Below are 23,110 nucleotides of genomic sequence, written 5' to 3'. Positions count from 1 at the left end.
TAATTTTTGAATGATTAACTAACAATTCAGACGCGCCATTGCACGTCTGTAACAGTCAATCCCTTGATGAGTCAGTGTTTTTCTTCAAAGAAAGCCCATTGCCTATTGCCCATTGCCTAGCGCGTAGCGCTATAAATCTCAAACCTTCCCAAAACGCCGTTCTCGTTTTTGATAAGCAATTAAAGCTTGATGAAACGCTTCGCGGTCAAAATCGGGCCAAAAAGCGTCGGTAATATAAAATTCAGCATAAGCCATTTGCCAGAGGAGAAAATTGGACAACCGCATCTCTCCACTGGTGCGAATCAGCAAATCCGGATCACCAATATTGGCAGTATAAAGATGGCGAGAAAACAGCGCTTCGTCAATCTCCTCCGGTTGAATCTCACCCTGCTGAACCTGAGTCGCAATTGTCCGACAAGCCTGCAAAATCTCTTCCCGTCCACCGTAATTAGTCGCCACGGTAAATTGAATCCCGGTATTCTTTTGCGTTTGGATCATCGACCGTTCGATTTGGTTTTGCAGGGATTGGGGTAGCGCCGTTAAATTTCCCACAAACTGAATGCGTACATTCTCCTCCATCATCTCTTTGAGTTCTCGAATTAACACCCGCTCAAACAGCGTCATCAAAAACTCAACTTCTTCGATAGGACGTCCCCAGTTTTCGGTAGAAAAGGCATAAGCAGTCAGGGCTTGGATACCCCAATCATCACAACAGCGCAACAACTGTTTTAATGTGTCTACGCCTCGGCGATGACCCATAATCCGAGGAATGCCTCGACGTTTTGCCCAACGACCATTGCCATCCATAATCACCGCTACATGTTTGGGTAGGCGTTCCTGGTCGAGATCGCTCGGTAATTCTTTTAGTATCGTTTGCATAATAGTTGTATAATAATAGTCATTTCTTTTTTCGAGACGTGGATGACGGCAGACGCAGCAAACGCGAAATGAGTAGCCGTCCCTGAGACTTCACTTGGCGACCTAAACTGCGTAAACCGGGGGCAACTGCCTCACGGTCAACCGCTGTCGAAAATCGAGCCTCTAACAGTTCTTTGAGTTTACTACTGGTTAAAGGTCGGTTGAGTCCGCCGCGTTCCGCCAATGAAATTGAACCCGTTTCTTCGGATACAACAATACAAAGGCAATTTTCGACTCGCTCAGTAATTCCCATAGCCGCCCGATGGCGCGTACCCAGTTGTCGTGAAGCCGTTCGCTCTGACAGAGGTAAAATCACGCCCGCTGCTGCTACGCGAGACCCCCGAATTAATACTGCCCCATCATGGAGTAATGTGGTCGTCTGGAAGATGGTTTGCAGCAGTTCTTTAGACAGTTCAGCATTTAACTGTACCCCTGGTACAGAAAAATCTCGCTCGTCAATGGTTCCATTGGTTTCCATAATTATCAATGCGCCAATCCGATTTTGGGATAATTCTTTAACCGCATCGACAATTTCATCTGTAACGCTATCTGCTTTAGGCATAGGGCGGCGTTGGGATTGAAACAACTGCCGAATTTCTCCCCGCCCGACTTGTTCGAGAAAGCGGCGAAATTCTGACTGAAAGATGACAGCCATCGCCACAGCCGAACCAACTACCAATTTTTCTAACACAAAACTCAACAGGGTCAATCCTAGTTGATTACTGACCGCTGCCGCTAGCATCAAGACGATTAGCCCTCGAACCATCCACAAGGTACGACGCTCCCCGATAATGAGGAGAACCATATAGGTGAGGGCTAGAACCAATCCGACATCAACGCTGTCCAGCAATAAGGATTGAACCCAGCCAGAGTCAGGAAAAGAACCCGACGACGACGCAGGCATTGAACTTAATTAAACGTTTAGCAACTGAGAGCTTGACTCTGGCTTGATTGTAACGAGATTAGGCGGGGAGTTGCGACTGATTTGTCATTTGTCATTCGTCATTCGTCATTCGTCATTCGTCCTTGGCTTCCCCCGCTTCCCCAGCTCCCAGACGCGCCATGGCGCGTCTCTACATTGCTCCTTCATCCCTAATCCTGAGATACCAGTCGTTTCGGTAAATGATCAAACCGGATTAAGTCTTGATAGGTTTCTCGCTGCACAATTAATTCAGCCTTTCCATCCTTAACTAACACCGCTGCAGGTCGAGGTACACGATTATAGTTAGACGCCATGCTGTAATTGTATGCCCCAGTTCCCATAATCACGAGCAGATCCCCAGGTTGGGTTTCGGGTAATTGGGCATCTTTGAGTAAAATATCCCCGGATTCGCAATGTTTACCCGCAATCGTGACGGTTTCAGTTATCGGTGCTGACATGCGATTGGCAACGACTGGACGATAGACCGATTGATAAGTAATCGGACGTGGATTATCAGACATTCCCCCATCAACCGCCAGATAGGTTCGCGTTTGTGGGATCTCCTTACGGCTACCGATGGTATACGCCGTCACACAAGCGGGTCCAATAATCGATCGCCCGGGTTCGGATAATAACCGGGGTAGGGGTAACTGCTGCTGGTTACAGGCATTAACCACGGCTTCACAAACGCCCTTAACCCAAGCATCTATCGTGGGGGGATCATCGTCTTCGGTATAGCGAATTCCTAAGCCGCCACCGACATTCAGTTCTTGAATGGATAGATTGAATTGAGCGGCTTTCTGGAGATAATCGACCAAAACCGCTCCCAAGTCTTTGTGCGGTTGACGCTCAAAAATCTGTGACCCAATGTGAGCGTGTAACCCAATACAGTCGAGAATAGGGTTTTGGCGAATGAAGGCAAAAACGTTATCTAGAGTGTGGGGATCAAAACCAAACTTGCTATCCAGGTGTCCTGTGCGAATGTAGTCATGGGTGTGACACTCGATCCCTGGGGTGATCCGAATCATGATTCGCACCTGGGTATCCGGAGAGGTTTTTTGTGCCAAATCTGCCAGAGTTTCTAACTCCAACTGATTATCCACAACAATCGTGCAATGGCTTTCAATCGCAAGCTGGAGTTCGGCGATAGACTTGTTATTGCCATGGAAATACAGCTTATCGGCTGGGACTCCGGCTTCTAATGCCGTGTAGAGTTCGCCTCCGGATACGACATCAACACCCAAACCTTCCGATGCCGCGATCGCACAAATCGCTAAACAATTCCAGGCTTTTGAAGCATACAGCACTAGGGTATCTCCGGGATAATAACGGGCAAAAGCATCCCGATACTGGCGGCAAGCCGTTCTTACCGTGACTTCATCTAGAATATAAAGGGGAGAACCAAATTCCTCAACTAAACCTTTGACATCACAACCACCAATTTCCAGGCAGTCTTGGCTGTTAACGGTAGCCGTGAGAGGCAACAGTTCCTGATTCGGGGAGCGATCATCGCCATGAGAATTCGATGAGCGAAGATATCGCTGTCCGGAGTTTTGCACCTGAGTGGAGTCAGTCAATAGCATAATGTTGTGATTATCCTTGCGATGGATATGGGCAGGTACACCAAAAGCGTCCGTTATTTAGTGTACAATTGACTGCTGTGAGTGTCTTAGAGATCAAGCCGCTAACCACAGCACAACTCAATGCGGCTGTGGATCTGGATCAAATATGTTTTGGTGGGTTGTGGACGCGATCGGGCTACGAACGAGAGTTAAATAGCCCGAATAGTCAATTACTGGTTTTAGAAGCACACAACAACTTGGATAAGTGCCCATTGGGTTGCCATTCAGCCGTTGTTATGCCACCCAATCTACTGGGGGACGATTTACCCACGCATCCCCCTTTACCGAATGGCTTAGTGGGTTTAGGTTGTTACTGGTCAATTCTGGAGGAAGCGCATATTACGATTTTGGCGGTGCATCCAAACTACCAACATCAGGGACTGGGGCAATTTTTACTGTATGCCTTACTCAAGGACGCTAAACAACGTCAGTTGGAGTGGGCAACCTTAGAGGTTAAACCCTCGAATCACGCCGCCTTGTCTCTCTACCAAAAGTTTGATTTTATCCCAGCCGGACGACGCCGAGGATATTACCAAGATACGGGTGAAGATGCCCTAATTCTGTGGCGCAAGGGGTTACAACAGCCACAATTTGAGCAAACCCTGCAAGAGCGCTATGAGCAAATCGTCTCCCGCTTAACCCGTCAGGGTTGGCAACTATTCAGTTATCTGTGATTTGTCATTTGTCCTTTGTCATTCGTCATTCGTCCGTCATTTAGTCGGGGCGGGTTTAGTTACATCTGGGTGTAACTAAAAAGATAATAGTGAAACCCGCCCCTACATAATCTCCCCTATCTCCCCTATCTTCCCCATCTCCCCCAGCTTCCCCAGCTTCCCCAGCTCCCAAAATCTCTCCCCGGAGATAGAGAAAATTAAAGATTAATTTTAGACAGGTTGTTGTATAGGAGACAGCCTGACAAGTCTCCTATGCTAGAATCAGCGTACACGGGCACGCAACAGGTGATGGAAATACGCCATGTTTGAACGCTTTACAGAAAAAGCCATTAAGGTGATCATGCTAGCCCAGGAAGAGGCACGTCGCCTGGGGCATAATTTTGTCGGCACGGAGCAAATCCTTCTGGGTTTAATCGGGGAGGGAACTGGCGTCGCCGCCAAAGTTCTCAAGTCGATGGGTGTCAATCTTAAAGATGCCCGGATTGAAGTTGAGAAAATCATTGGTAGAGGTTCCGGCTTTGTCGCTGTGGAAATTCCCTTTACCCCCAGGGCAAAACGAGTCTTAGAATTATCGCTCGAAGAAGCCCGCCAACTGGGTCATAACTATATCGGAACTGAGCATTTACTGCTGGGTTTGATCCGGGAAGGCGAAGGGGTGGCGGCACGAGTTTTGGAAAATTTGGGTGTAGACCTGACCAAGGTGAGAACTCAAGTCATCCGGATGCTGGGCGAGACGGCAGAAGTCACCAGTGGCGCATCTTCGGGTCGCACGAAAACACCAACCTTAGATGAATTTGGTAGCAATCTAACCCAATTGGCGGGTGAAGGGAAACTTGATCCGGTAGTGGGACGCGCTAAGGAAATTGAGCGCGTTATCCAAATTTTGGGACGCCGCACCAAAAATAACCCTGTATTAATTGGGGAACCTGGGGTTGGGAAAACTGCGATCGCAGAAGGATTGGCGCAGCGAATTGCCAATAACGATATCCCAGATATCTTAGAAGAAAAGCGCGTCGTTACCTTGGACATCGGGCTACTGGTGGCGGGAACGAAGTATCGAGGTGAGTTTGAAGAACGCCTCAAGAAAATCATGGATGAGATCCGTCAAGCTGCCAATGTAATTTTGGTGATTGATGAGGTTCATACCCTGATTGGCGCAGGTGCGGCTGAAGGGGCTATTGATGCCGCAAATATCCTGAAACCCGCTTTAGCTAGGGGCGAACTCCAATGTATCGGGGCGACAACCCTGGATGAGTATCGTAAACATATTGAACGGGATGCGGCATTAGAACGGCGCTTCCAACCCGTAATGGTAGGTGAACCGTCTGTTGAAGAGACGATTGAGATTTTATACGGGTTGCGCGAACGCTATGAACAGCATCACAAGCTGAAAATTTTAGATGAAGCCCTGGATGCAGCGGCAAAATTGTCTGATCGCTATATCTCGGATCGCTATTTACCGGATAAGGCGATTGACTTGATTGATGAAGCCGGTAGCCGGGTGCGTTTAATAAACTCCCAACTTCCCCCAGCGGCGAAGGAATTAGATAAGGAACTGCGACAAGTCCTTAAGGAAAAAGACGACGCCGTGCGATCGCAAGACTTTGACCGGGCGGGTGAACTGCGCGATCGGGAAATGGAAATTAAAGGCGAAATTCGCGCGATCGCTCAAAATAAAAAGGCGGAAGCGGGAACGGATGATTCGCCGGTCGTCGATGAGGAAGATATCGCCCATATTGTCGCATCCTGGACGGGGGTACCGGTTAGCAAGCTGACTGAATCCGAATCCGAGAAGCTGCTGCACATGGAAGATACGCTGCATCAGCGCCTTATCGGTCAGGAAGATGCCGTGAAAGCGGTATCACGGGCGATTCGACGGGCAAGGGTTGGTTTGAAGAACCCCAACCGCCCCATTGCTAGTTTTGTCTTCTCTGGTCCTACCGGGGTGGGTAAAACTGAGTTAGCCAAATCCTTGGCGGCTTATTTCTTCGGGTCAGAAGAGGCGATGATTCGCTTGGATATGTCCGAGTACATGGAACGCCATACCGTCAGTAAGTTAATTGGTTCGCCTCCAGGGTACGTCGGTTATAACGAAGGCGGTCAGCTAACCGAAGCAGTACGTCGTCGTCCTTACACGGTGGTTCTATTCGACGAAATCGAAAAAGCCCACCCTGATGTCTTTAACATGCTGCTGCAAATCCTGGAAGACGGACGTCTCACGGATGCGAAAGGGCGGACAGTAGACTTTAAGAACACCCTCTTAATCATGACCTCTAATATTGGGTCGAAGGTGATTGAAAAAGGTGGCGGTGGTTTAGGCTTCGAGTTAAGCGACAATGAAGCTGAATCCCAGTACAACCGCATCCGTTCTTTGGTCAACGAGGAACTCAAGCAGTACTTCCGTCCAGAATTCCTCAACCGTTTGGATGAGATTATTGTCTTCCGTCAGCTTACCAAAGACGAGATCAAGGAAATCTGCGACATCCTACTGCGGGAAGTCTTCAAGCGTCTCACGGAACAGGGAATTACCTTGGAAGTCACCGATCGCTTCAAAGAACGGTTGGTGGAAGAAGGGTACAGTCCCGCTTACGGCGCAAGACCCCTACGTCGGGCAATTATGCGCTTGTTAGAAGACGTATTAGCAGAAGAAATCCTGGCGACTCGCCTGCAAGAAGGAGACAGTGCGATCGTCGATGTGGATGAAGAGGGCAAAGTGAAAGTCATTCCTGGGGAACCTGGGGAACAACGGGAACTTTTGCCTCAAGGTGCTGAGTAATCCACTTGATTCATAACTCCCTTATGGCGGTAGAGAAGGTTAGCCTTTTCTACCGTTTTTATCGCAGAAGGCAGAAGGCAGAAGGCAGAAGGTTGAGTTATGCGTCTACCTGATGATTCAGAAACACCGTTCCAGATTAATATCGTGCCGATGATTGATGCGATATTCGCAATCTTGGCATTTTTTATCATTTCAACCCTTTATTTAACCCGATCTGAAGGATTACCGGTTAATTTACCGACAGCGATAACCGCAGAAAGTCAGGTACAAGACCGAATAATTACAGTTACAATTCAGGCAAATGGGGTGATTTTTATTAACCAAGAACCGATTGAATTATCACAACTCGAAGCCGGGATAGAGTCATTAGTGACGGCGGATTCTCCATTCTTGGTGATTCTCAATGCTGATGAAAATGTCCCTCATGGTCGAGTGGTTAGCGTGATGGATCGCTTACGGTTAGTCGAAGGCATTCGTTTAGCGATCGCGACGCAGTAGAGGCAATGAGTTCACGGGGTGACAAGCTAGCTGAAGTGTTGAGCCATCCTGCTTTTAGCCCATTTCTTCTTGTCACAGATAGGGTCAAAGATAGCGGTTGTTTCTGGGGGACCAGCCCCCCAGACCCCCCGATGGGGGACGAGCGCCTCCCCCATACCCCCTGCGCAACGCTTCGCTAATCCCATATCTCATGGCTGTGGTCTTCATTCTTCAAGTTGAGAAGCTGCATCAGAGGCTTGAGAGGCAGCATCAGATGCCGTATCCGCCGCCTGGGATGCCGTATCAGAAACTTGGGAAGCCGCTTGGGAAGCTGCATCAGAAGCTTGAGAAGCAGCATCAGATGCTGTATCCGCCGCCTGGGATGCCGCATCGGAAACTTGAGAAGCTGCCTGGGACGCCGCATCAGAGGCTTGGGAAGCCGCATCAGATGCCGTATCCGCCGCCTGGGATGCTGTATCAGAAACTTGAGAAGCTGCCTGGGACGCCGCATCAGAGGCTTGAGAAGCAGCTTGGGATGCTGTATCCGCCGCCTGGGATGCCGCATCGGAAACTTGGGACGCCGCTTGAGACGCTGTATCAGCAGCTTGAGAAGCAGCATCAGATGCCGTATCCGCCGCCTGAGAAGCCGCATCGGAAACTTGGGACGCCGCTTGGGAAGCTGCATCGGAGGCTTGAGAGGCAGCTTGAGACGCCGTATCCGCCGCCTGAGACGCTACATCAGAAACTTGGGAAGCCGCTTGAGAAGCTGCATCAGAGGCTTGGGAAGCCGCATCGGAAACTTGAGAGGCAGCTTGGGATGCCGTATCAGCCACCTGAGACGCTGCATCAGAAACTTGGGAAGCTGCCTGAGAAGCCGCATCAGAGGCTTGGGAAGTCGCTTGGGACGCTGCATTAGCTGCATCTCCTAAAGCTCCCGTAGTCGGTGAACTTGCTGATGGTGCTGCCGGAGGCGAGGGACGTAACGTTGGTGAACTCGCACCAGAGCCTGATTTCAGCCGAGCCTTGCGACTTGACAAGCTATCTTGTTGGCGTTGACTGGCATTCGATGTAGGTGCGGACATACCCGGTTGAGATGTAGACTCATCAATCTCTTCTAACGTCAAGTTAATCTTGGCGCGTACTGGTGTCCCATCCGGCAGAAACATCGTCAGATTGTAATCGAGTTTGGTCACAAAGCAGCGAATATACTTTTGAGACCCCCAGGTAAATACATAAGTAGGTGGGCGTTTCTCTCGACCTGCTCCCGATTCGGCAAAATCAACCGCTTGTCGAAATGATTTGATATGCTTTAGAACACTCTCCCCTTGCTCGTAGGTATCAAAAATTAGGTCATTGATGGTAAGGATGACGGGTTCAGGATAAGCAAAGTTAACTTTAGGCAATCCCCTGCCTGTCCTAGCTCCACTACTTTTGGTGAGATTAATTTGCTGATTGAACGCCAACTGATTGGGATTAAACATAAATTCAATAGTTCCGCCACCATCAGTTGAAATCAGTTGCGCTTTGACCAGTTGTGACATGACCAGAGTCCTTACCTATATTAAGTTCTGTAAATAGCCCTTAAATCCTTACGAATGACCAATGACCAATGACGTAGCTTGCTTCTCGCGAAGCGAGTATGACCAATGACGAGCCTCGCCGTTAACTGTAATTGTCCCCACCGACTGAGTTTACTTTTCTTTACGATGTAAGCTAAATTAAACTAAAAAATGCTAAATAACCATCATAGCCCACAATCAAGCAAACTCTTTAAATCGGCACCGACAGTCCTAAACATTTTTTAATATTTAATTTATAATTTGTAAAGATATTGATGACAAATTTTTGACCCTAGTCTAATAAAATAACTAAAGTTAGCCTCTCTCATTACGCTGATCCGTACAGCCTAATCACAGACGGCCATGATTGCTGCTGTTGCCCTAACCCTGCTAGATGTCTTATCTGAGGGAAATCCCCGGATTTACAGAACGCTATTTGTTTTAACCCGATGGATCTATACTGCTTTAGATAAGCAATGGTTTTTCAAGGAGAGCTTAAGGGGGCCAGAGCTTTATCGCTGGTTGCTACAACAGGGAATGACTCCTGTACGAACAGGTTCTGACGTGCTATCACTGAAAAATATTATTCAGAGATTGGCTACAGCCAGCAGCATTACGGATTCAACAACCCTAACCTAGCTATCGCTCCTCTGTTAGGGATTGCCAGAGATAGGACTGGCAACGCAAGAGTTGAATAGACCATTAGCCGTTAACTGGCACGTACTTCCAGATACTTCCCCAGTCTGGACTATCTACAAACCTACTTGTTTAGGTGCTTTAAGAGAGGACATCTTGTTAACGGTGGTCGAGGGGACTGACAACTTTACACGAGAGGCTTATACCCATGATTCGTGTACCCGTTTTATCACCGAAAGGTAAACCATTAATGCCAGCTATTATTGCCTGCAATATGCACAAACAACTTCTTTTGTCAATATCTTCTAGAAGTTGACATTATCAGTTATCAGGTTTTTTTCTGTTGGCTGATTTAAATCTTAATTCAACAACCCTAACCTAGCTATCGCTCCTCCGTTAGGGATTGCCAGAGACAAGTCTGGTGACGCAAGAGCTGAATAGAACCGTTGAGCCGTTAGCTGATACGCACTTCCGGATACTTCCCCAGTCCGTGAACCCTGCAAGCTTACTTGTCATAAGCGCTTTAAGAGAGGACATTTTGTTAACGGTGTTCGAGGGGACTGACAACTTTACACGAGAGGCTTATACCCATGATTCGTGTACCAGTTTTATCACCGAAAGGTAAACCATTAATGCCAGCCAAAGCCAGCCGTGTTCGGCGATGGTTAAAGGCTGGGAAAGCTAAAGTAGTACATAATGACCTAGGCATCTTTCAAGTCCAGTTAGTTGAGGAACCATCGGGCAAAAAAACTCAGGACATTTTGACCGGAATCGATCCGGGTAAACTGTTCACCGGAGTGGCGGTTCAGTCAAAGGGTGAGACCCTGTTCCTTGCTCACCTTAACCTACCGTTTAAAACCGTGACCAAACGGATGAGCCAACGGGCAATGATGCGACGGGGACGGCGAGGGCGACGGATTAACCGCAAGCTACCTTTTAACCAACGCAACCACCGCCAGCGCAGATTCGACAACCGCAAGGGTCACAAGATACCCCCTAGCATTCGGGCTAATAAGCACCTTCCATTGAGGGTGATTCAGGAGTTGAACAAAATTTACCCATTCACCGATGTAGTGGTGGAAGTAATTAAAGCTAGAGGGGACAAAGGATTTAGCCCCGCCATGGTCGGTCAGCATTGGCAGATTGAACAACTTGCGTCAGCTGGTTACACCGTCCACACTCAAGAGGGATGGTATACATCTAACCTGAGAAAGTACCTCGGTTTACCCAAGTCCAAAAACAAAGCAGAGGAGTCACCCGCCGCCCATGCCGTTGATGGTATCTGCCTCGCCGCTTCCCAGTTTATGCGGTATCGCCAAATCAAAGGGCGAAGTGGCACCTTCTTAGGCTCTGTGGCGGTAACACCCTGTCCGTTCGCAGTAATCAGCCGCCCCCCAATTTGCCGCCGCCAACTACACCGAATGATTCCCAGCAAAGGAGGGCTGCGGCGAAACTACGGCGGCACCATTAGCCGCCACGGGTTCAGGAAGGGCGATTACGTCAAAGCTGTTAAAGCTGGAATTACCTACTACGGTTATGTTTCCGGCAATACTAAAACTGAAGTTTCGGTTAGTAACGCTAACTGGAAACGAATAGGGAGGTTTACCACTTCCAAAGTCCAATTGTTGCAGCGAAATACCGGGCTGATATCAACAGTTGGATTGTCAAACCTCACCACACTGAGCGAAGTCGAAGTGAGTGGCGCGGTTTGACCTCTATCCCCTTCCGACCTACTTCGTTGAGGTCGGAGTCCCACGAGATAAAACGATGGAGGAATATTACTCATGCCATTAGATTATTTTGCACCAGGAGTCTACGTTGAAGAGGTAGACCGTGGCAGTCGCCCGATTGAGGGCATTAGTATGAGTGTCGCCGGATTTATTGGGTTTACCGAGGATGTACGTGGTGATGCCGAATTATTTAAACCCATGCTGATTACCACTTGGGATCAGTATTTGCAGTCCTTTGCCAAAGAAGGATCTGATGGGTTTACGGACTTTAACGCCTATTTACCCTTTGCGGTTCAAGGGTGGTTTCTCAATGGTGGTGGTCGCTGTTGGGTGACCAGTATTGGTACTAAACTACCAGGTGCTGAACCGCCGCCAATCGAGCAAACGGGGACTAAGATTCTCACAGCCGGAAATCGCCCCTCTTTACAGTTCACGCTCAAACCAGCGGAATCAGAATCAGAAGAAGGGGGAGCCTTAGCGCTACCGGGTGGTGATGAACCTCGGCTGCGGGTGGTGATTCAAGAAAGTACACCCAAACCCTTACCGGAAGACGCGCCAGAGGATGCCGAACCTCCGTACAACACAGGCGAATTCTTTGACCTGATTGTGGCACGGGGCGAAGAGGAATTGGAACGGTATGACCACCTGACGATGAATCCGGAAGCGGAAACACAGGTGGCTGACTATGTAGTTACCGCTGTTGAAGATTCGGAATTTATCCAAGCGGTTGACATCTCCCAAAGCGGACAACCCCTGTCACGGCGACCCATGCAGGGAGCGTATGAGATTACACCGCCACCCTACATTTCTGACCCCGACCACTTCGCCCGCGATTTACAAGGACAACGGGATGACCGCACCGGGACACAGGGGATTTTTGAAATTGATGAAGTCGCCATGATTGCTTGTCCTGACTTGATGAAAGTGTATCAAGAGGGATTGATGAACTTAGAACAAGTTCACGGTGTCATGGAAATGATGCTGAGTATGTGCGAGAATTCCTTCCCTGGTCCCGCCTACCGGATGGCGGTTCTTGATGCACCCCCAGTCAAGCCGACGAAAGGAGATAACCCGGTTTCGGCTGACCAACAGAAGCCTCAAGATGTGGCGGCTTGGTTAAAACTATTTAACCGCCGTTCCATGTTTGGCGCTCTTTATTATCCCTGGATTAAAGTGGCGAATCCTCGCAATGGTGGGCGTCCCATGTATGTCCCTCCTTGCGGTCACATGATGGGGATTTGGTGTCGCACGGATGAAACACGCGGCGTGTTCAAAGCACCCGCGAACGAAACACCGCGAGGTGTAACAGGTTTAGCCTATGACACCAATATGCGGGAACAGGAACTGTTGAACCCGATGGGGATTAACTGTATCCGTAACTTCGCCAATTACAACCGAGGCTACAAGGTTTGGGGCGCTCGCACGTTGGTAGAACCGGATAACGTGCAATGGCGTTATATCAGTGTCCGCCGCTTACTCAGCTACATTGAGAAATCCATTGAAATTGGTACTCAGTGGGTGGTGTTCGAGCCAAATGACCAAATTCTCTGGGCGCGGGTACGCCGCACGGTTAGCAATTTCCTGGAACGGCTATGGCGTGAGGGTGCATTGTTTGGGTCTTCGCCGGGGGAATCGTTCTACGTTAAGTGCGATGGGGAAATCAATACCCATGAGACGATTATGCTGGGTCGTCTCTATGTAGAAGTTGGTGTTTGTCCAGTACGTCCGGCTGAATTTGTAATCTTCCGGATTAGCCAGTGGGCACCGAATCAATAGGTGACACCACAAATCTCTTACCCAAGCAGCGCATTGAGTAGGTATAGTAGGGGCGATTCGCTGATCATTGATGTCAACTTAAGCTCAACAAGAAAACAATACCTTGATCTGACTCCACCCTAACCCTCCCATTAGTAAACCCAACCAAAACCACCCCATTATAAGGGGAGGGAACTGGGAGGAAACGGGACTGTAACGTTTACCCCCATAAAAAGGGGGGATTAATGGGGGTTAACAAATTTGCGACGAGATTCTTTTGTCTCACACAGAAAACTTTCACCTTAAGTTGACAAGGATGAAGGTTTGTATTAAAGGACAACTCAAATCCACTTAACTTACTCGGGTCGCCGTGAATTTAGGCAAGGTAAATAATTGTAACGGAAACGGGGTGAGAAACATACAATAAAAAGGGAAGGGTGTGACAATTGCGGGTTAGAGATTGAGAGAGATTTCAACGCCTCCATGAATTTGGAGATAGCCGCCAGTTAGGTGGTTTTAGCCTGTGGACTGGGAAGGTGCCGACACCTTCAGAATGAAGCAGGAAGTAAGCAGCAAGCCTAGTCATGAGTACCTCTGCCTAGATTTGCATAAGTCTTATGTAACGGAACTCGAATTTCATCGAACGTTTAACAGCAACTTACAGACCTTGACATTTTGTAATCGCTCTGAGCGAAGATTCATGCTATAACAGAAGTCTCTAACTGTTAAAATGTCTGATTATGGCTTGATAGTTTTGTCAATTTGTTAAGTTCTGTATCGGAAACGCATCAAAACAAAACGTTGACAAGTGACTGTAAGGAGATAAAAATATGGCTGACCTACAAACACCCCTTGCCCCGAGTAGTTTTTCCATAGATCTTGATGGCACGGGTGTCCTCTCGCTTCAAAGTGTGAAAGTGCCTGAGTACAAACCGAAACTAGCAGGTGAAGCTGCCGTAGTTGGTTCCGGAAAAGACGGAAAATCAGAGCGGCAGATTAACTCGGCTGGCTTCGAGGAAGTCGTCACTTTTGATTTAGTATGCCTCTCTAGCCCAAGTCCCACCAGCGCTAGTGTAGCCATGTGGAAATGGTTCAAAGCTTGTCTACCTCCCACCGACGGTGGTGAGGGCAAATGGGCGGATAGCAAAAAAACAGGAAGCATCTTTGCTTACAATAATGCCAATGATATTGTAGCCCAATGGGACTTCAAAGAAGCGTGGCCCTCGAAAATGAGCATTGCTGAATTGGATGTCAATGGCAAAGATTATCTGAAAGAAACCTGGACGATAGTGTGCGAAAATTGCACCCGCGTCGGGGACGAGTGATGTAAAACATCTGGGATATTTGACTATCAGCAGCAATCTAATTAACTGAATGATCTGGGAGTTGAACCATGGCGGATATTGAATATAACACTAACGCAGCTTTCTACTTTGATTGTGATGGCATGGAGTTGGTCATCGAAAAATGTACAATTCCTCCAATTGAAATGAAAGTGGCGGCAGGAAGCGGAGCAATTGGTTGTGGAAGAGGGGGAAAAACCCAAACTCAAGCAACTCCGGGCGCGGTCGAGTATGGCTCAGGTCTGAAACTTGAATACGTAGCCGGTAATGAAGCGGATCAAAAGAAAGTAACCGATTGGTATAAGAAATGCCACGCCACTTCGTTCTCCGGCGGTGCTACTGAGTCGAGGAAAAACCGTAAAACGGCTTCACTCTTCATTTATGATATGAATGACAATATTGGGGCGCAGTATGATTTCATTGATTGCTTCCCCAGCACCCTTAACCAAACCAGTCAATTAGATGTCGGTAAGCCGGGAGAACTGGCGAAAGATACGATGGAAATTCGATTCACAAAAATGGTACGGGCAGACGTGTAATGTGAGTATTGTCTCCATTCGTAATCTAGTTTTTTGATCAACTGCCTTGGTGTTTCTTAAGAAAACACCGGGCAGTGTTTTGTCCATTTCCAGATGGCAGGAGAGGTACAGGCAAAGGAGGTGAACAGTGGCAGAAGTTGAAATTCTGACGCGATCGCGCTTTTATTTAGAGTTAATCTTAGATGGGAGTAATGATGCTGTAGATGGTCTGTTTGAGGAATGTAAAGGCTTTAAAGCAACTCAGGACATTGTTGAAGTCTGCGAGGTAACGCCGCAGAAGTGGGGAAAAAGTGGGAACGCTAGAGGGCGAGTGGTTCGCACAAAGGTTCCTGGGAATATCACCTACACCAATCTAACCTTGAAACGAGGGTTAAATATTTCCATGACTTTGTGGAATTGGCTGAATTCCGTACAGGAAGGAGCGGATTGGCAAGATCAACGGCGTAATGGTGCATTAGTCATCTATGATACCTCATCCACAGAGCAGTTTCGATTTGAATTTAAAGGCGCGTGGCCCGTTAGCTACCAAATTTCTGATTTAAATGTCAGAGGAGATGAGTATCAAATCGAAGAAGTCGAGGTGACAGTTGAACAGTTAAGACGGATTAAGCCAGGGACATGATTCAAACCGAGTTTGAATTTGATCTTCCCAAAGGGTATCTGGATGGGGAGGGAAACTTACACCGCAAAGGTGTAATGCGGTTAGCACGGGCGATCGATGAAATCGTTCCCATGCGTGATCCGCGTGTGAAATCGAATCCCGCTTACGCCACGGTGATTATTTTATCGCGAGTTATTTTGCGTTTGGGGGCTTTAGATGAAGTCACTCCCACAGTAATTGAAAATTTGTTTGCCTGTGATCTCAATTATTTGCAACAATTTTATCGGCAAATTAATGAATTAGAATCTGATAATGAAGTGGAATCGGCTTCCAATTTATCAGCGCAACCTGTATCAATTCCATCAGATTCTGAATGATATAAAATTACTGTTTTTTGTCTGCTATAATTCTCAATAAACAAGTTTTGATATAGGGGGTTAAGTCAAGGGCGACCCGAGCAAATTGAGTGGATACAGTTGTTGATTTATGCAGCGGGTCGCCCCTACAGGAAAACGAAGGACGAAGGACAAATGACTAATGACCAATAACTATGGACTATACCTATTTTGAATTTACTCTACCCAAAGGTTTTGTTGATACCAATGGTGGTATTCATCGGCATGGGATAATGCGTGTAGTCACCGGGAAAGATGAGATTGTAGTTCACAAAGATAGCCGCGTGCAGCAAGAACATTACTACCGCATTTTTGTTATTTTGTCTAGAGCTATCACCCGTCTTGGCAACCTTTCTCCGGTTACACCAAAGCTATTAGAACAACTTTTCTTAGTAGACTTAATTTACTTACAGAACTTTTTCAATCATATCAATCAGCATCAGGGAGGAATGGCGCGATCGGGGGAATATTAGGCTACCCCTTGGATCGTTTATACCAAGAGGTAGCCTTAATTGCCTTTCACTTTCACTGGTCATTAGACGATATCCTAAACCTAGACCATGAAGAACGGCTGCGCTGGGTTACAGAAATCCGCCGATTTGTAAAATGAATGAGGCATGATCAATGCCAAATACCTTCCAGTTTCGTGAAAATAACGAATGAAAAAGGACAAATGACGAATCCCGCATTTCTCAAATTTGTAACTCAAAGTGACAGGAGAGTCACCGCGATACTACCGCTAAAACAAATATCAACATCTGTACCCGGAGTGCGATCGCGTTTAGCATATTCGCCTTTATAGTAATAGTGATCCCCCTCTACAACATAGTTAACGGGTAACGGCTGAATACTCGGTTTACAGAAGACGATATCGGGTTCTGGAGAACTAGGTTCTAGGTGCGGTAAATTGACATTCCAAAACGTACCGGGAGGGGTGGGACGTTGAAATAACTCCTCTAATACCCTGGTTGTCCAACGGCTAGCCACTTGCCAATCAATCACCAAAGGGCGTTTAATCCAGTGAGAAATCGCAATCCCTGGAATTCCCAGAATTGCCGCTTCCCTCACCGCCGCGACAGTACCGGAAATATGCACATCTACTCCCAGATTACCGCCTGCATTAATCCCAGAAAGTACCCATTGCGGGTTCTGCACCAGTTGAGTCACAGCCAGACGGGTACAATCGGCGGGTGTACCTGCGACTGCGTAGGCAAATTCTGAGCGCTGTTGAACATGGATGGGCTGATGCGTGGTAACTTGATGACCACAACCGGATAAATGGGTTTGAGGCGCAACGATAACGCTTTTACCCTTAACCGCTTGCTGGAGTGCTTGAATCCCTGGAGCATCTATTCCATCATCATTGGTGAGAATTAAAGTCATCTTAGGGGCGTAACTGATACCACCAATGTTCTAGCATAGCGGTAAATCGTTGATTGTTGATTGTTGAGGGCTGACAAAACTGTGGCGGGTATATCCCTATCATTGAGAAAAAAGAAGTTCATAACCTGTCGGGTGGGTTAGGCGGGTATTTCCTCAAACCAATAACCTTTTAATCCGGTATCCGCCGTAACCCACCCATCAATATATTAAGATTCATTTTATATTTTTGATAGGTTAAAATCCCATGAGTTAATTATTCAATTATAGATTAAAATTTGCCCAAAATGATACCATCATCAAAAGCGCTAAATTTCGATGTAGACCCTAAATCAGACTTTATTGTGCCAGAAATACCTGGACTAAACTACATCCCCGATTATATCAATACCCAGGAACAAAATCAATTACTGGAGATTATCGACCAACAGGAATGGTCAACCCAATTAAAACGCAGAGTACAACATTATGGATATCGCTATGAGTATCAAAAACGGACATTAACCTCCGCCAGCTACTTAGGAGAATTGCCAAATTGGGCAAACCAACTGGGGCAACGACTGGTTCGCGATCGCATAACATCCATTCTCCCTGATCAACTGATTGTCAATGAATACTTACCCGGTCAAGGCATTACCAATCATGTTGACTGTGTTCCCTGTTTTGGCAATACTATTATCTCCCTAAGTTTGGGGAGTCGTTGTGTGATAAACTTGACCCACCCACCCACGCAAACCCAGATTCCTATTCTGCTATTACCGGGGAGTTTACTGGTTTTGCAAGGGGTTGCCCGTTATCAGTGGCAACATGGTATTCCTGCTCGCAAAACAGATCAGTATCAGGAAAAAAAATTAGTTAGAAGTCGCCGAGTTTCACTCACGTTTCGAGAAGTTGTGTTTCCGTATAAGTAGGTTGGTGGAAATAAACTTAACTAGATTAAGCTATGTAAACAAGCCTCAAACCCTTACTGTTCCCTGTTCCCTGTTCCCTAATCTCCACCGCTAACTTTAATTGTGTCCACCTACTTAAATAATTGTGGCAATGCACCCCTTCAAAAGTTTTACCACGCTTGAGTAGAGCGCGATCGCCGAACGTTTTGACCGCTTGTCGCTTTCAGTTGGAGTTGGATAGCTGCCGTTTGCAATAATCCCAACTCCTCAGCAAGACGTTCTAATAACTCCCGCCAACGTTTTGAGACAGCACCTTGACTTTTTAAGCCCAAATCAGCAATTAGTTCGACTTGGGTTTTACCTTGTAGTTTACCCTGCCATAGTTTCTGATACCCTCGATTAGGATAACGTTGATCGAGTTCTGAAATAGCGGCGATGGCTCGGTTGATTAAATCAGTACGCTCCACAGTATCTAGCACGTCAAATTCATCCTGGATGGTTTCCAATAACGATACATTTGTTCCGGGAATTGTTTGGTCTAAACTTGTACAGCGTCTTTGCTTTTCGTGACGCATCAGATCAATAATTGCCAAGCGAGCTACTTTTTTTGACCAGCGGTAGAATTGATTGATTTCCCCAGTACGAAACTTGCCAGCCATTACAGCTTGAAATAATTTGATATGGGCAGTTTGGGCGGCATCTTCCCAGTCAATCGCAGTTTCTCTGGTATTTTTCCGAGCAATTTTATCGATCATCTGGCGATAGTCTGGATGATTTAAAAGTTGGGCAAAAAACTGATTTGTCCGGTGACATGCATAATTATGGGGTTGAGCTTGAGTAATCCTAACTGAAGAAACATAGGTCATATAAAGCTAGGTTGAATTACAATTATGTTAGGTCTTGATAGTTTTAGTGTACTCGGCAAAATCAAAAGTTAATTTATAAGAATTGAGGATTAAAAGGAAAACGATTCCATTAAAACTTGGGTAAAATTCAGGAAAATTCAGTTACAGCAGATTTCAGGTTGATGAGGTACAGCCCTAAGCAAGATCCCCGACTTCTCCCAGAAGTCGGGGATCTATCTGTGTACCTCAGTTTTAAGCAATTCCCTATGAAGTCAGAAGCTGGAACTTCAACGAAGTAAGTTGCGGTAGTTCACTAAGGTAGCGGTACCAGGCACTCTATCCCGATAGCGCTGATGAAAGCTGTATCACTATATAAGACTGAAACATACTCTCACAGGGTTCTCTATCCATAATCTCAGCCCTGACTATCATGTACAGCCATTAGTTATGGGTCGTTGACACAAGGGGTTTTACAGAAATGAATTATCAAGACAAGTTGAGTCCGTGGAAAATTGTCCGCTTGCAGTCGAATTTGCAACATGTCATTGTGGGTCGCTTCCGTCGTCGTGGCGATGCTGAAGGTCATTTGCGTATTCTGAAGCGAATGATGCCTGACTTACAATTTGCGATTGTGTTTGATGTGGGTCACGCGGAGGAGTCTATTCCTTCCGTTTCTACGACTGAAGCAGAAAATTAATCGTGTAGAGACGTTGCATGCAACGTCTCTACGTTAACATTATCGGTAAAACCCACCCCTACGCCCATTTCTGTCGTCTGCCTTTTTGTCTTAGGATAAGCGGCTAGGTTCAGGTTTAGCGGAGTTTAAACGCAAACGTTTTACCGCTTGCTGCACAAACCCCTGTAAAAATACCGTCCGTTGATTTTGTTGGAAAACAGTTTGCAGTTTCTCTTTCAGGCGGTCAAGATTTAAGGGTTGATCGGTTGCTGTCGGTTCGCTAATCTCTTGGTCTTGGAAATATTCGATTAAACTCAACCCCGCTAATCGGGTAAGATACGCCGCGCTAACCCCTTGCACTGCACCGCCAGCGATATAGGTAAACGCATTGCTTTTGAGAATACCACCGATAGTTTGGGTGGAGAGTTCAACTAGACCGAGTTTAACCATTAAGCTACCCAAGGTTTTGGCAGCAGATTGGGCTTGGGATAGGGAAAATTTTTGTTGATAGATTCCGGCTAATTCAATCACTAATTGGCTACTAATTGCAGCCGTGGCAAGTAAATCTAAAGCGGGAACCGGATTCGCAAACGCGGTGGCGGCGGTAATCCACTGATATTGTTCAATTAGGGGTAAAGCGCGATCGCGTCTGGCTTGATTTAAGGCGGTTTTGGCTTCAGCTTTGAGACTAATCGCGGATCTGAGGGTGGTTCCCCAGATAAGTTGTTGGGCGTCTTCAGTTAAGATGGGCTGCAATCGTTGCGTCAAAGCGGTGACATCAGGTGTTTGCGCCTCTAACCATTCGTTGACTGATCCATCAGATTGATGCTGGCGCACTTTTACAGGAGTGGGAGACGCCGCGATCGCAATGATATCCTCTGGGGGGAAAAGTTTGGCGAGTCGGTGTCGCAGTTGTTGCAACACTAGCACTCGTTCTGGAGGTAAATACTGGTCTTGTTTATTAAAGATAAGCAGAAGTCGCTGATTCAGCGTTTTCAGATGCTGCAAAAGTTGAAACTCGGAATCTGTTAAATCACTGGTGATCACAAAGAGGATTAAATCTGAGTTGGGGATTGTATCCTGAGTGCGATCGCCTGCAACTAAGACCGTCGTTTCTTGTACAGTAACGGTAGGGAATTGTTCCGATAATCCGTTCGAGTTTAAAACTTGCACTAAACAGGATTTTCCGACGCCTTTACCGCCAGTGACAAGCAGTTGCAATTCTTGTCGATCCAATTGGGTGGTTAATTGGTTAACCTGCTGTCGTAATAATGTGCTACTTTCAGACTTCTCGACTTCTGTTTCTAGGTAGGAAATTGCGAGTTCCGCTTGAGCGATCGCCTCCTCTACCGTAGCGCGATCTAGAGGCGAGGATATCACAGATACCTCCACCGAACTTGACCCTCGCTTCTGAAACAACCATACCCCACTACCGAGTGCGATCGCGCCGAGGAGTCCAACCTCTCCCCACTCCGCCACTGACTGATGCACCGTCTCTAGCAGCCATAATCCAAAGGATAAAGCAATACCACCCACTAAAATAGGTCGCCGCAACTGAACCCCCATAGCTTTTTTTCTAACCTTACTTCCACTACGATAACGTTTTCGGGGGATTTACTGCGGTAAAGCAGGGAGAGCTGGGGAAGCTGGGGAAGCGGGGGAAGCGGGGGGAGCTGTTGGCGTTATTTCTGCCTTCTTACACTAGGCGGCTTTTAAGATTAGATTGGGTAGGGAGCATTGGTGTCGGAGAGACATTGCAGGCAAAGTCTCTATCGTTCCTGAGTTTTAATTTCTCTGAACAAAGGAAAATATTAACTTCAACAATCCCCATTCCTCTCCATCAACGGTGGACTCTAAATCCCAACTATCCCGCCCAAAATTTATCTATTTAGGAAGAGTACAGTCTAAGCCCTTGATAGCTAAAATAAAAAGTAGAATTGTTGTCGCGCCTTATCCGTCTGCCAATGTTGATCAATGAACGAAATTACGAGTGGGATTCCCTGCCTCAATCCCAAGAATATTCCAGCCCAACTTTAACGATTCAAAGCCCGTTACCATCTAATCATAAAACCGCTGAAGACAAAGCTAATTTAAAGGTTGAAAAAGCCGATACGCTAGCCGAATCAGGAGACTATGAAAGTGCAATCAATTATTATGATGAAGCGATAACGATTAAAACTGATTGTACCTCTGCTTGGTATCATCAGGGGGTGGCGTTGCAGCATTTAGACCGTGATGAAGAAGCATTAGCCAGTTTTGATAAAGCGTTAAAATTTAATTCAGATAATCCCAAAATCTGGAACTACCGGGGAATTACGCTCAAGAATTTAAACCGTTATGATCAAGCGATCGCCTCCTACGATAAAGCGTTAAAGTTAAATTCAGATGATGTCAAAGTATGGTATAACCGGGGCGTAGCGCTGCGGAAGTTAAAGCAGTATGAGGAAGCGATTGACTCATTCAATCACGCCTTAGCGCTTAATCCTAACTATGCGAAAGCCTGGATTGATCGGGGGAACACATTACGGAAATTAAATTGCCTGCAGGAGGCGATCGCATCATACAATCACGCCTTGGCAATTCAACCGGATGATGATAGAACCTGCTGTAATCGCGGTTTCCTGTTGTATCAGTTACATCGTTATCAAGAAGCGCTGGCATCCTTCGATCAAGCGATCAAGGTGAATCCCAACTCTGATAAAGCGTGGCATAATCGGGCGATGGTCTTAAATCACCTCGAACGTTACGAAGAGGCGGTTGAGAGTTGCGATCGCGCTTTGGAGATTAATCCTGATTATGAATTAGCCTGGAACACTAAAGCTGTTGTTCTGTTAAATTTAAAACGCTACGAATCGATGATTGAGTGTTATGATCACTCATTACAGATTCACCCCCAAAATTATTACACTTGGTATTTGCGCGGCAAAACCTTATTTAGGTTAGGGCGCTATGAAGACGCGATTGACAGTTATGATCAAGCCTTAGAACGTAAACAAGATTATCACTACTGGACAGAACGTGGAAATGCGCTTCAGGAATTACATCGGTATCAGGAAGCTATTACCGCTTACAATCAGGCGTTAAACTTGAACCCCAATGATGATGAACTGTGGATGCTAAAAAACCTGGCGACTAATCGTAGGCGTTGGCAAAAATGGCATCAAAAGCTAATGGAATTGTGGCAGAAAATTAAATCCTTGTTTTAGCAACGTCAAAGGAATAATGACTGTTTCTACCCTATTGCCTATTGCCTATTGCCTATTGCCTATTGCCTATTGCCTATTGCCTATTGCCTATTGCCTATTGCCTATTGCCTATTGCCTATTGCCTATTGCCTATTGCCTATTGCCTATTGCCTATTGCCTATTGCCT

At 46.7% G+C, this 23,110-nt stretch carries 21 protein-coding genes and 1 pseudogene; 15 read left to right on the top strand and 7 right to left on the bottom strand.

Annotated elements, in window-relative coordinates:
* Nucleotides 1-138: 138 nt before the first annotated feature.
* The 3 genes from RID53_RS06610 to lysA form a co-directional block, all read right to left on the bottom strand.
* Nucleotides 139-879, bottom strand: a complete 741-nt coding sequence (locus tag RID53_RS06610) for an isoprenyl transferase (RefSeq protein ID WP_446387360.1) — start codon at nucleotides 877-879, stop codon at nucleotides 139-141.
* 19 nt (nucleotides 880-898) lie between these two features.
* Nucleotides 899-1,822, bottom strand: coding sequence for a diadenylate cyclase CdaA (cdaA, locus tag RID53_RS06605; protein ID WP_446387359.1), 924 nt, complete (start codon nucleotides 1,820-1,822; stop codon nucleotides 899-901).
* A 188-nt stretch (nucleotides 1,823-2,010) separates the two neighbouring features.
* A complete protein-coding gene (gene lysA, locus RID53_RS06600) occupies nucleotides 2,011-3,423 on the bottom strand; it encodes a diaminopimelate decarboxylase (RefSeq protein ID WP_446387358.1) in 1,413 nt (470 codons plus the stop codon).
* Between the two features lie 77 nt (nucleotides 3,424-3,500).
* On the opposite strand from lysA, the gene rimI reads away from it, so the two are divergent.
* The 3 genes from rimI (at nucleotide 3,501) to RID53_RS06585 (ending at nucleotide 7,410) form a co-directional block, all read left to right on the top strand.
* Nucleotides 3,501-4,136, top strand: a complete 636-nt coding sequence (rimI, locus tag RID53_RS06595; RefSeq protein WP_446387357.1) for a ribosomal protein S18-alanine N-acetyltransferase — start codon at nucleotides 3,501-3,503, stop codon at nucleotides 4,134-4,136.
* A 301-nt stretch (nucleotides 4,137-4,437) separates the two neighbouring features.
* Entirely contained in the window at nucleotides 4,438-6,912 is a 2,475-nt protein-coding gene (locus RID53_RS06590) for an ATP-dependent Clp protease ATP-binding subunit (RefSeq protein ID WP_446387356.1), read from the top strand.
* A 99-nt stretch (nucleotides 6,913-7,011) separates the two neighbouring features.
* Complete coding sequence (locus RID53_RS06585; protein ID WP_446387355.1) at nucleotides 7,012-7,410, top strand: ExbD/TolR family protein; 399 nt, start codon at nucleotides 7,012-7,014, stop codon at nucleotides 7,408-7,410.
* Nucleotides 7,411-8,426: 1,016 nt separating this feature from the next.
* Here RID53_RS06585 and RID53_RS06580 read toward each other — a convergent pair.
* A pseudogene (locus RID53_RS06580) lies at nucleotides 8,427-8,930 on the bottom strand (CIS tube protein); the annotation flags it as partial.
* A 381-nt stretch (nucleotides 8,931-9,311) separates the two neighbouring features.
* Between RID53_RS06580 and RID53_RS06575 the strand changes: the two are divergent.
* The 9 genes from RID53_RS06575 (at nucleotide 9,312) to RID53_RS06535 (ending at nucleotide 16,557) form a co-directional block, all read left to right on the top strand.
* The gene (locus RID53_RS06575) at nucleotides 9,312-9,587 is read left to right on the top strand and encodes a hypothetical protein (RefSeq protein ID WP_446387354.1); all 276 of its coding nucleotides are present in this window, start codon (nucleotides 9,312-9,314) and stop codon (nucleotides 9,585-9,587) included.
* Between the two features lie 587 nt (nucleotides 9,588-10,174).
* Nucleotides 10,175-11,296: an RRXRR domain-containing protein gene (locus tag RID53_RS06570; protein WP_446387353.1), complete on the top strand. Its 1,122-nt coding sequence runs from the start codon at nucleotides 10,175-10,177 to the stop codon at nucleotides 11,294-11,296.
* A 72-nt stretch (nucleotides 11,297-11,368) separates the two neighbouring features.
* Entirely contained in the window at nucleotides 11,369-13,090 is a 1,722-nt protein-coding gene (locus tag RID53_RS06565) for a phage tail sheath family protein (RefSeq protein WP_446387352.1), read from the top strand.
* An 809-nt stretch (nucleotides 13,091-13,899) separates the two neighbouring features.
* Complete coding sequence (locus RID53_RS06560) at nucleotides 13,900-14,394, top strand: phage tail protein (protein ID WP_446387351.1); 495 nt, start codon at nucleotides 13,900-13,902, stop codon at nucleotides 14,392-14,394.
* 68 nt (nucleotides 14,395-14,462) lie between these two features.
* The gene (locus RID53_RS06555) at nucleotides 14,463-14,951 is read left to right on the top strand and encodes a phage tail protein (RefSeq protein WP_446387350.1); all 489 of its coding nucleotides are present in this window, start codon (nucleotides 14,463-14,465) and stop codon (nucleotides 14,949-14,951) included.
* A gap of 127 nt (nucleotides 14,952-15,078) precedes the next feature.
* The gene (locus RID53_RS06550) at nucleotides 15,079-15,573 is read left to right on the top strand and encodes a phage tail protein (protein WP_446387349.1); all 495 of its coding nucleotides are present in this window, start codon (nucleotides 15,079-15,081) and stop codon (nucleotides 15,571-15,573) included.
* The gene (locus RID53_RS06545) at nucleotides 15,570-15,929 is read left to right on the top strand and encodes a hypothetical protein (protein WP_446387348.1); all 360 of its coding nucleotides are present in this window, start codon (nucleotides 15,570-15,572) and stop codon (nucleotides 15,927-15,929) included. The genes RID53_RS06550 and RID53_RS06545 overlap by 4 nt, the downstream gene beginning before the upstream one ends.
* Before the next feature lie 173 nt (nucleotides 15,930-16,102).
* Nucleotides 16,103-16,420 carry a hypothetical protein gene (locus RID53_RS06540; RefSeq protein WP_446387347.1) on the top strand — a complete coding sequence of 106 codons (318 nt, stop codon included), beginning with the start codon at nucleotides 16,103-16,105 and terminating at the stop codon, nucleotides 16,418-16,420.
* 8 nt (nucleotides 16,421-16,428) lie between these two features.
* Nucleotides 16,429-16,557, top strand: coding sequence for a DUF6760 family protein (locus RID53_RS06535; RefSeq protein ID WP_446387346.1), 129 nt, complete (start codon nucleotides 16,429-16,431; stop codon nucleotides 16,555-16,557).
* Nucleotides 16,558-16,652: 95 nt separating this feature from the next.
* On the opposite strand, the gene surE is transcribed toward RID53_RS06535, so the two are convergent.
* Nucleotides 16,653-17,330: a 5'/3'-nucleotidase SurE gene (gene surE / locus RID53_RS06530; RefSeq protein ID WP_446387345.1), complete on the bottom strand. Its 678-nt coding sequence runs from the start codon at nucleotides 17,328-17,330 to the stop codon at nucleotides 16,653-16,655.
* A gap of 284 nt (nucleotides 17,331-17,614) precedes the next feature.
* Between surE and RID53_RS06525 the strand changes: the two genes are divergently transcribed.
* Entirely contained in the window at nucleotides 17,615-18,238 is a 624-nt protein-coding gene (locus tag RID53_RS06525; protein ID WP_446387344.1) for an alpha-ketoglutarate-dependent dioxygenase AlkB, read from the top strand.
* A gap of 149 nt (nucleotides 18,239-18,387) precedes the next feature.
* Here RID53_RS06525 and RID53_RS06520 read toward each other — a convergent pair whose 3' ends face one another.
* Complete coding sequence (locus RID53_RS06520) at nucleotides 18,388-19,083, bottom strand: sigma-70 family RNA polymerase sigma factor (protein ID WP_446387343.1); 696 nt, start codon at nucleotides 19,081-19,083, stop codon at nucleotides 18,388-18,390.
* A 457-nt stretch (nucleotides 19,084-19,540) separates the two neighbouring features.
* On the opposite strand from RID53_RS06520, the gene RID53_RS06515 reads away from it, so the two are divergent.
* Nucleotides 19,541-19,759, top strand: a complete 219-nt coding sequence (locus RID53_RS06515) for a hypothetical protein (protein ID WP_446387342.1) — start codon at nucleotides 19,541-19,543, stop codon at nucleotides 19,757-19,759.
* A 90-nt stretch (nucleotides 19,760-19,849) separates the two neighbouring features.
* Here RID53_RS06515 and RID53_RS06510 read toward each other — a convergent pair whose 3' ends face one another.
* Entirely contained in the window at nucleotides 19,850-21,304 is a 1,455-nt protein-coding gene (locus RID53_RS06510) for a YcjF family protein (protein WP_446387341.1), read from the bottom strand.
* 398 nt (nucleotides 21,305-21,702) lie between these two features.
* Between RID53_RS06510 and RID53_RS06505 the strand changes: the two genes are divergently transcribed.
* A complete protein-coding gene (locus RID53_RS06505; protein WP_446387340.1) occupies nucleotides 21,703-22,944 on the top strand; it encodes a tetratricopeptide repeat protein in 1,242 nt (413 codons plus the stop codon).
* Nucleotides 22,945-23,110 lie beyond the last annotated feature (166 nt).

Origin of the sequence: Coleofasciculus sp. B1-GNL1-01 (assembly GCF_040220235.1) — a bacterium.
Taxonomy (GTDB): domain Bacteria; phylum Cyanobacteriota; class Cyanobacteriia; order Cyanobacteriales; family Coleofasciculaceae; genus Coleofasciculus.
This window is presented reverse-complemented; position numbering and strand designations above follow the sequence as displayed.

What these genes read in the sequence shown, in the direction of transcription:
- RID53_RS06610 (WP_446387360.1), bottom strand. Translation starts at nt 879, where the DNA reads ATGCAAACGATACTAAAAGAATTACCGAGCGATCTCGACCAGGAACGC.
- cdaA (WP_446387359.1), bottom strand. Translation starts at nt 1,822, where the DNA reads ATGCCTGCGTCGTCGTCGGGTTCTTTTCCTGACTCTGGCTGGGTTCAA.
- lysA (WP_446387358.1), bottom strand. Translation starts at nt 3,423, where the DNA reads ATGCTATTGACTGACTCCACTCAGGTGCAAAACTCCGGACAGCGATAT.
- RID53_RS06590 (WP_446387356.1), top strand. Translation starts at nt 4,438, where the DNA reads ATGTTTGAACGCTTTACAGAAAAAGCCATTAAGGTGATCATGCTAGCC.
- RID53_RS06585 (WP_446387355.1), top strand. Translation starts at nt 7,012, where the DNA reads ATGCGTCTACCTGATGATTCAGAAACACCGTTCCAGATTAATATCGTG.
- RID53_RS06575 (WP_446387354.1), top strand. Translation starts at nt 9,312, where the DNA reads ATGATTGCTGCTGTTGCCCTAACCCTGCTAGATGTCTTATCTGAGGGA.
- RID53_RS06570 (WP_446387353.1), top strand. Translation starts at nt 10,175, where the DNA reads ATGATTCGTGTACCAGTTTTATCACCGAAAGGTAAACCATTAATGCCA.
- RID53_RS06565 (WP_446387352.1), top strand. Translation starts at nt 11,369, where the DNA reads ATGCCATTAGATTATTTTGCACCAGGAGTCTACGTTGAAGAGGTAGAC.
- RID53_RS06560 (WP_446387351.1), top strand. Translation starts at nt 13,900, where the DNA reads ATGGCTGACCTACAAACACCCCTTGCCCCGAGTAGTTTTTCCATAGAT.
- RID53_RS06555 (WP_446387350.1), top strand. Translation starts at nt 14,463, where the DNA reads ATGGCGGATATTGAATATAACACTAACGCAGCTTTCTACTTTGATTGT.
- RID53_RS06545 (WP_446387348.1), top strand. Translation starts at nt 15,570, where the DNA reads ATGATTCAAACCGAGTTTGAATTTGATCTTCCCAAAGGGTATCTGGAT.
- RID53_RS06540 (WP_446387347.1), top strand. Translation starts at nt 16,103, where the DNA reads ATGGACTATACCTATTTTGAATTTACTCTACCCAAAGGTTTTGTTGAT.
- surE (WP_446387345.1), bottom strand. Translation starts at nt 17,330, where the DNA reads ATGACTTTAATTCTCACCAATGATGATGGAATAGATGCTCCAGGGATT.
- RID53_RS06525 (WP_446387344.1), top strand. Translation starts at nt 17,615, where the DNA reads ATGATACCATCATCAAAAGCGCTAAATTTCGATGTAGACCCTAAATCA.
- RID53_RS06520 (WP_446387343.1), bottom strand. Translation starts at nt 19,083, where the DNA reads ATGACCTATGTTTCTTCAGTTAGGATTACTCAAGCTCAACCCCATAAT.
- RID53_RS06515 (WP_446387342.1), top strand. Translation starts at nt 19,541, where the DNA reads ATGAATTATCAAGACAAGTTGAGTCCGTGGAAAATTGTCCGCTTGCAG.
- RID53_RS06510 (WP_446387341.1), bottom strand. Translation starts at nt 21,304, where the DNA reads ATGGGGGTTCAGTTGCGGCGACCTATTTTAGTGGGTGGTATTGCTTTA.
- RID53_RS06505 (WP_446387340.1), top strand. Translation starts at nt 21,703, where the DNA reads ATGTTGATCAATGAACGAAATTACGAGTGGGATTCCCTGCCTCAATCC.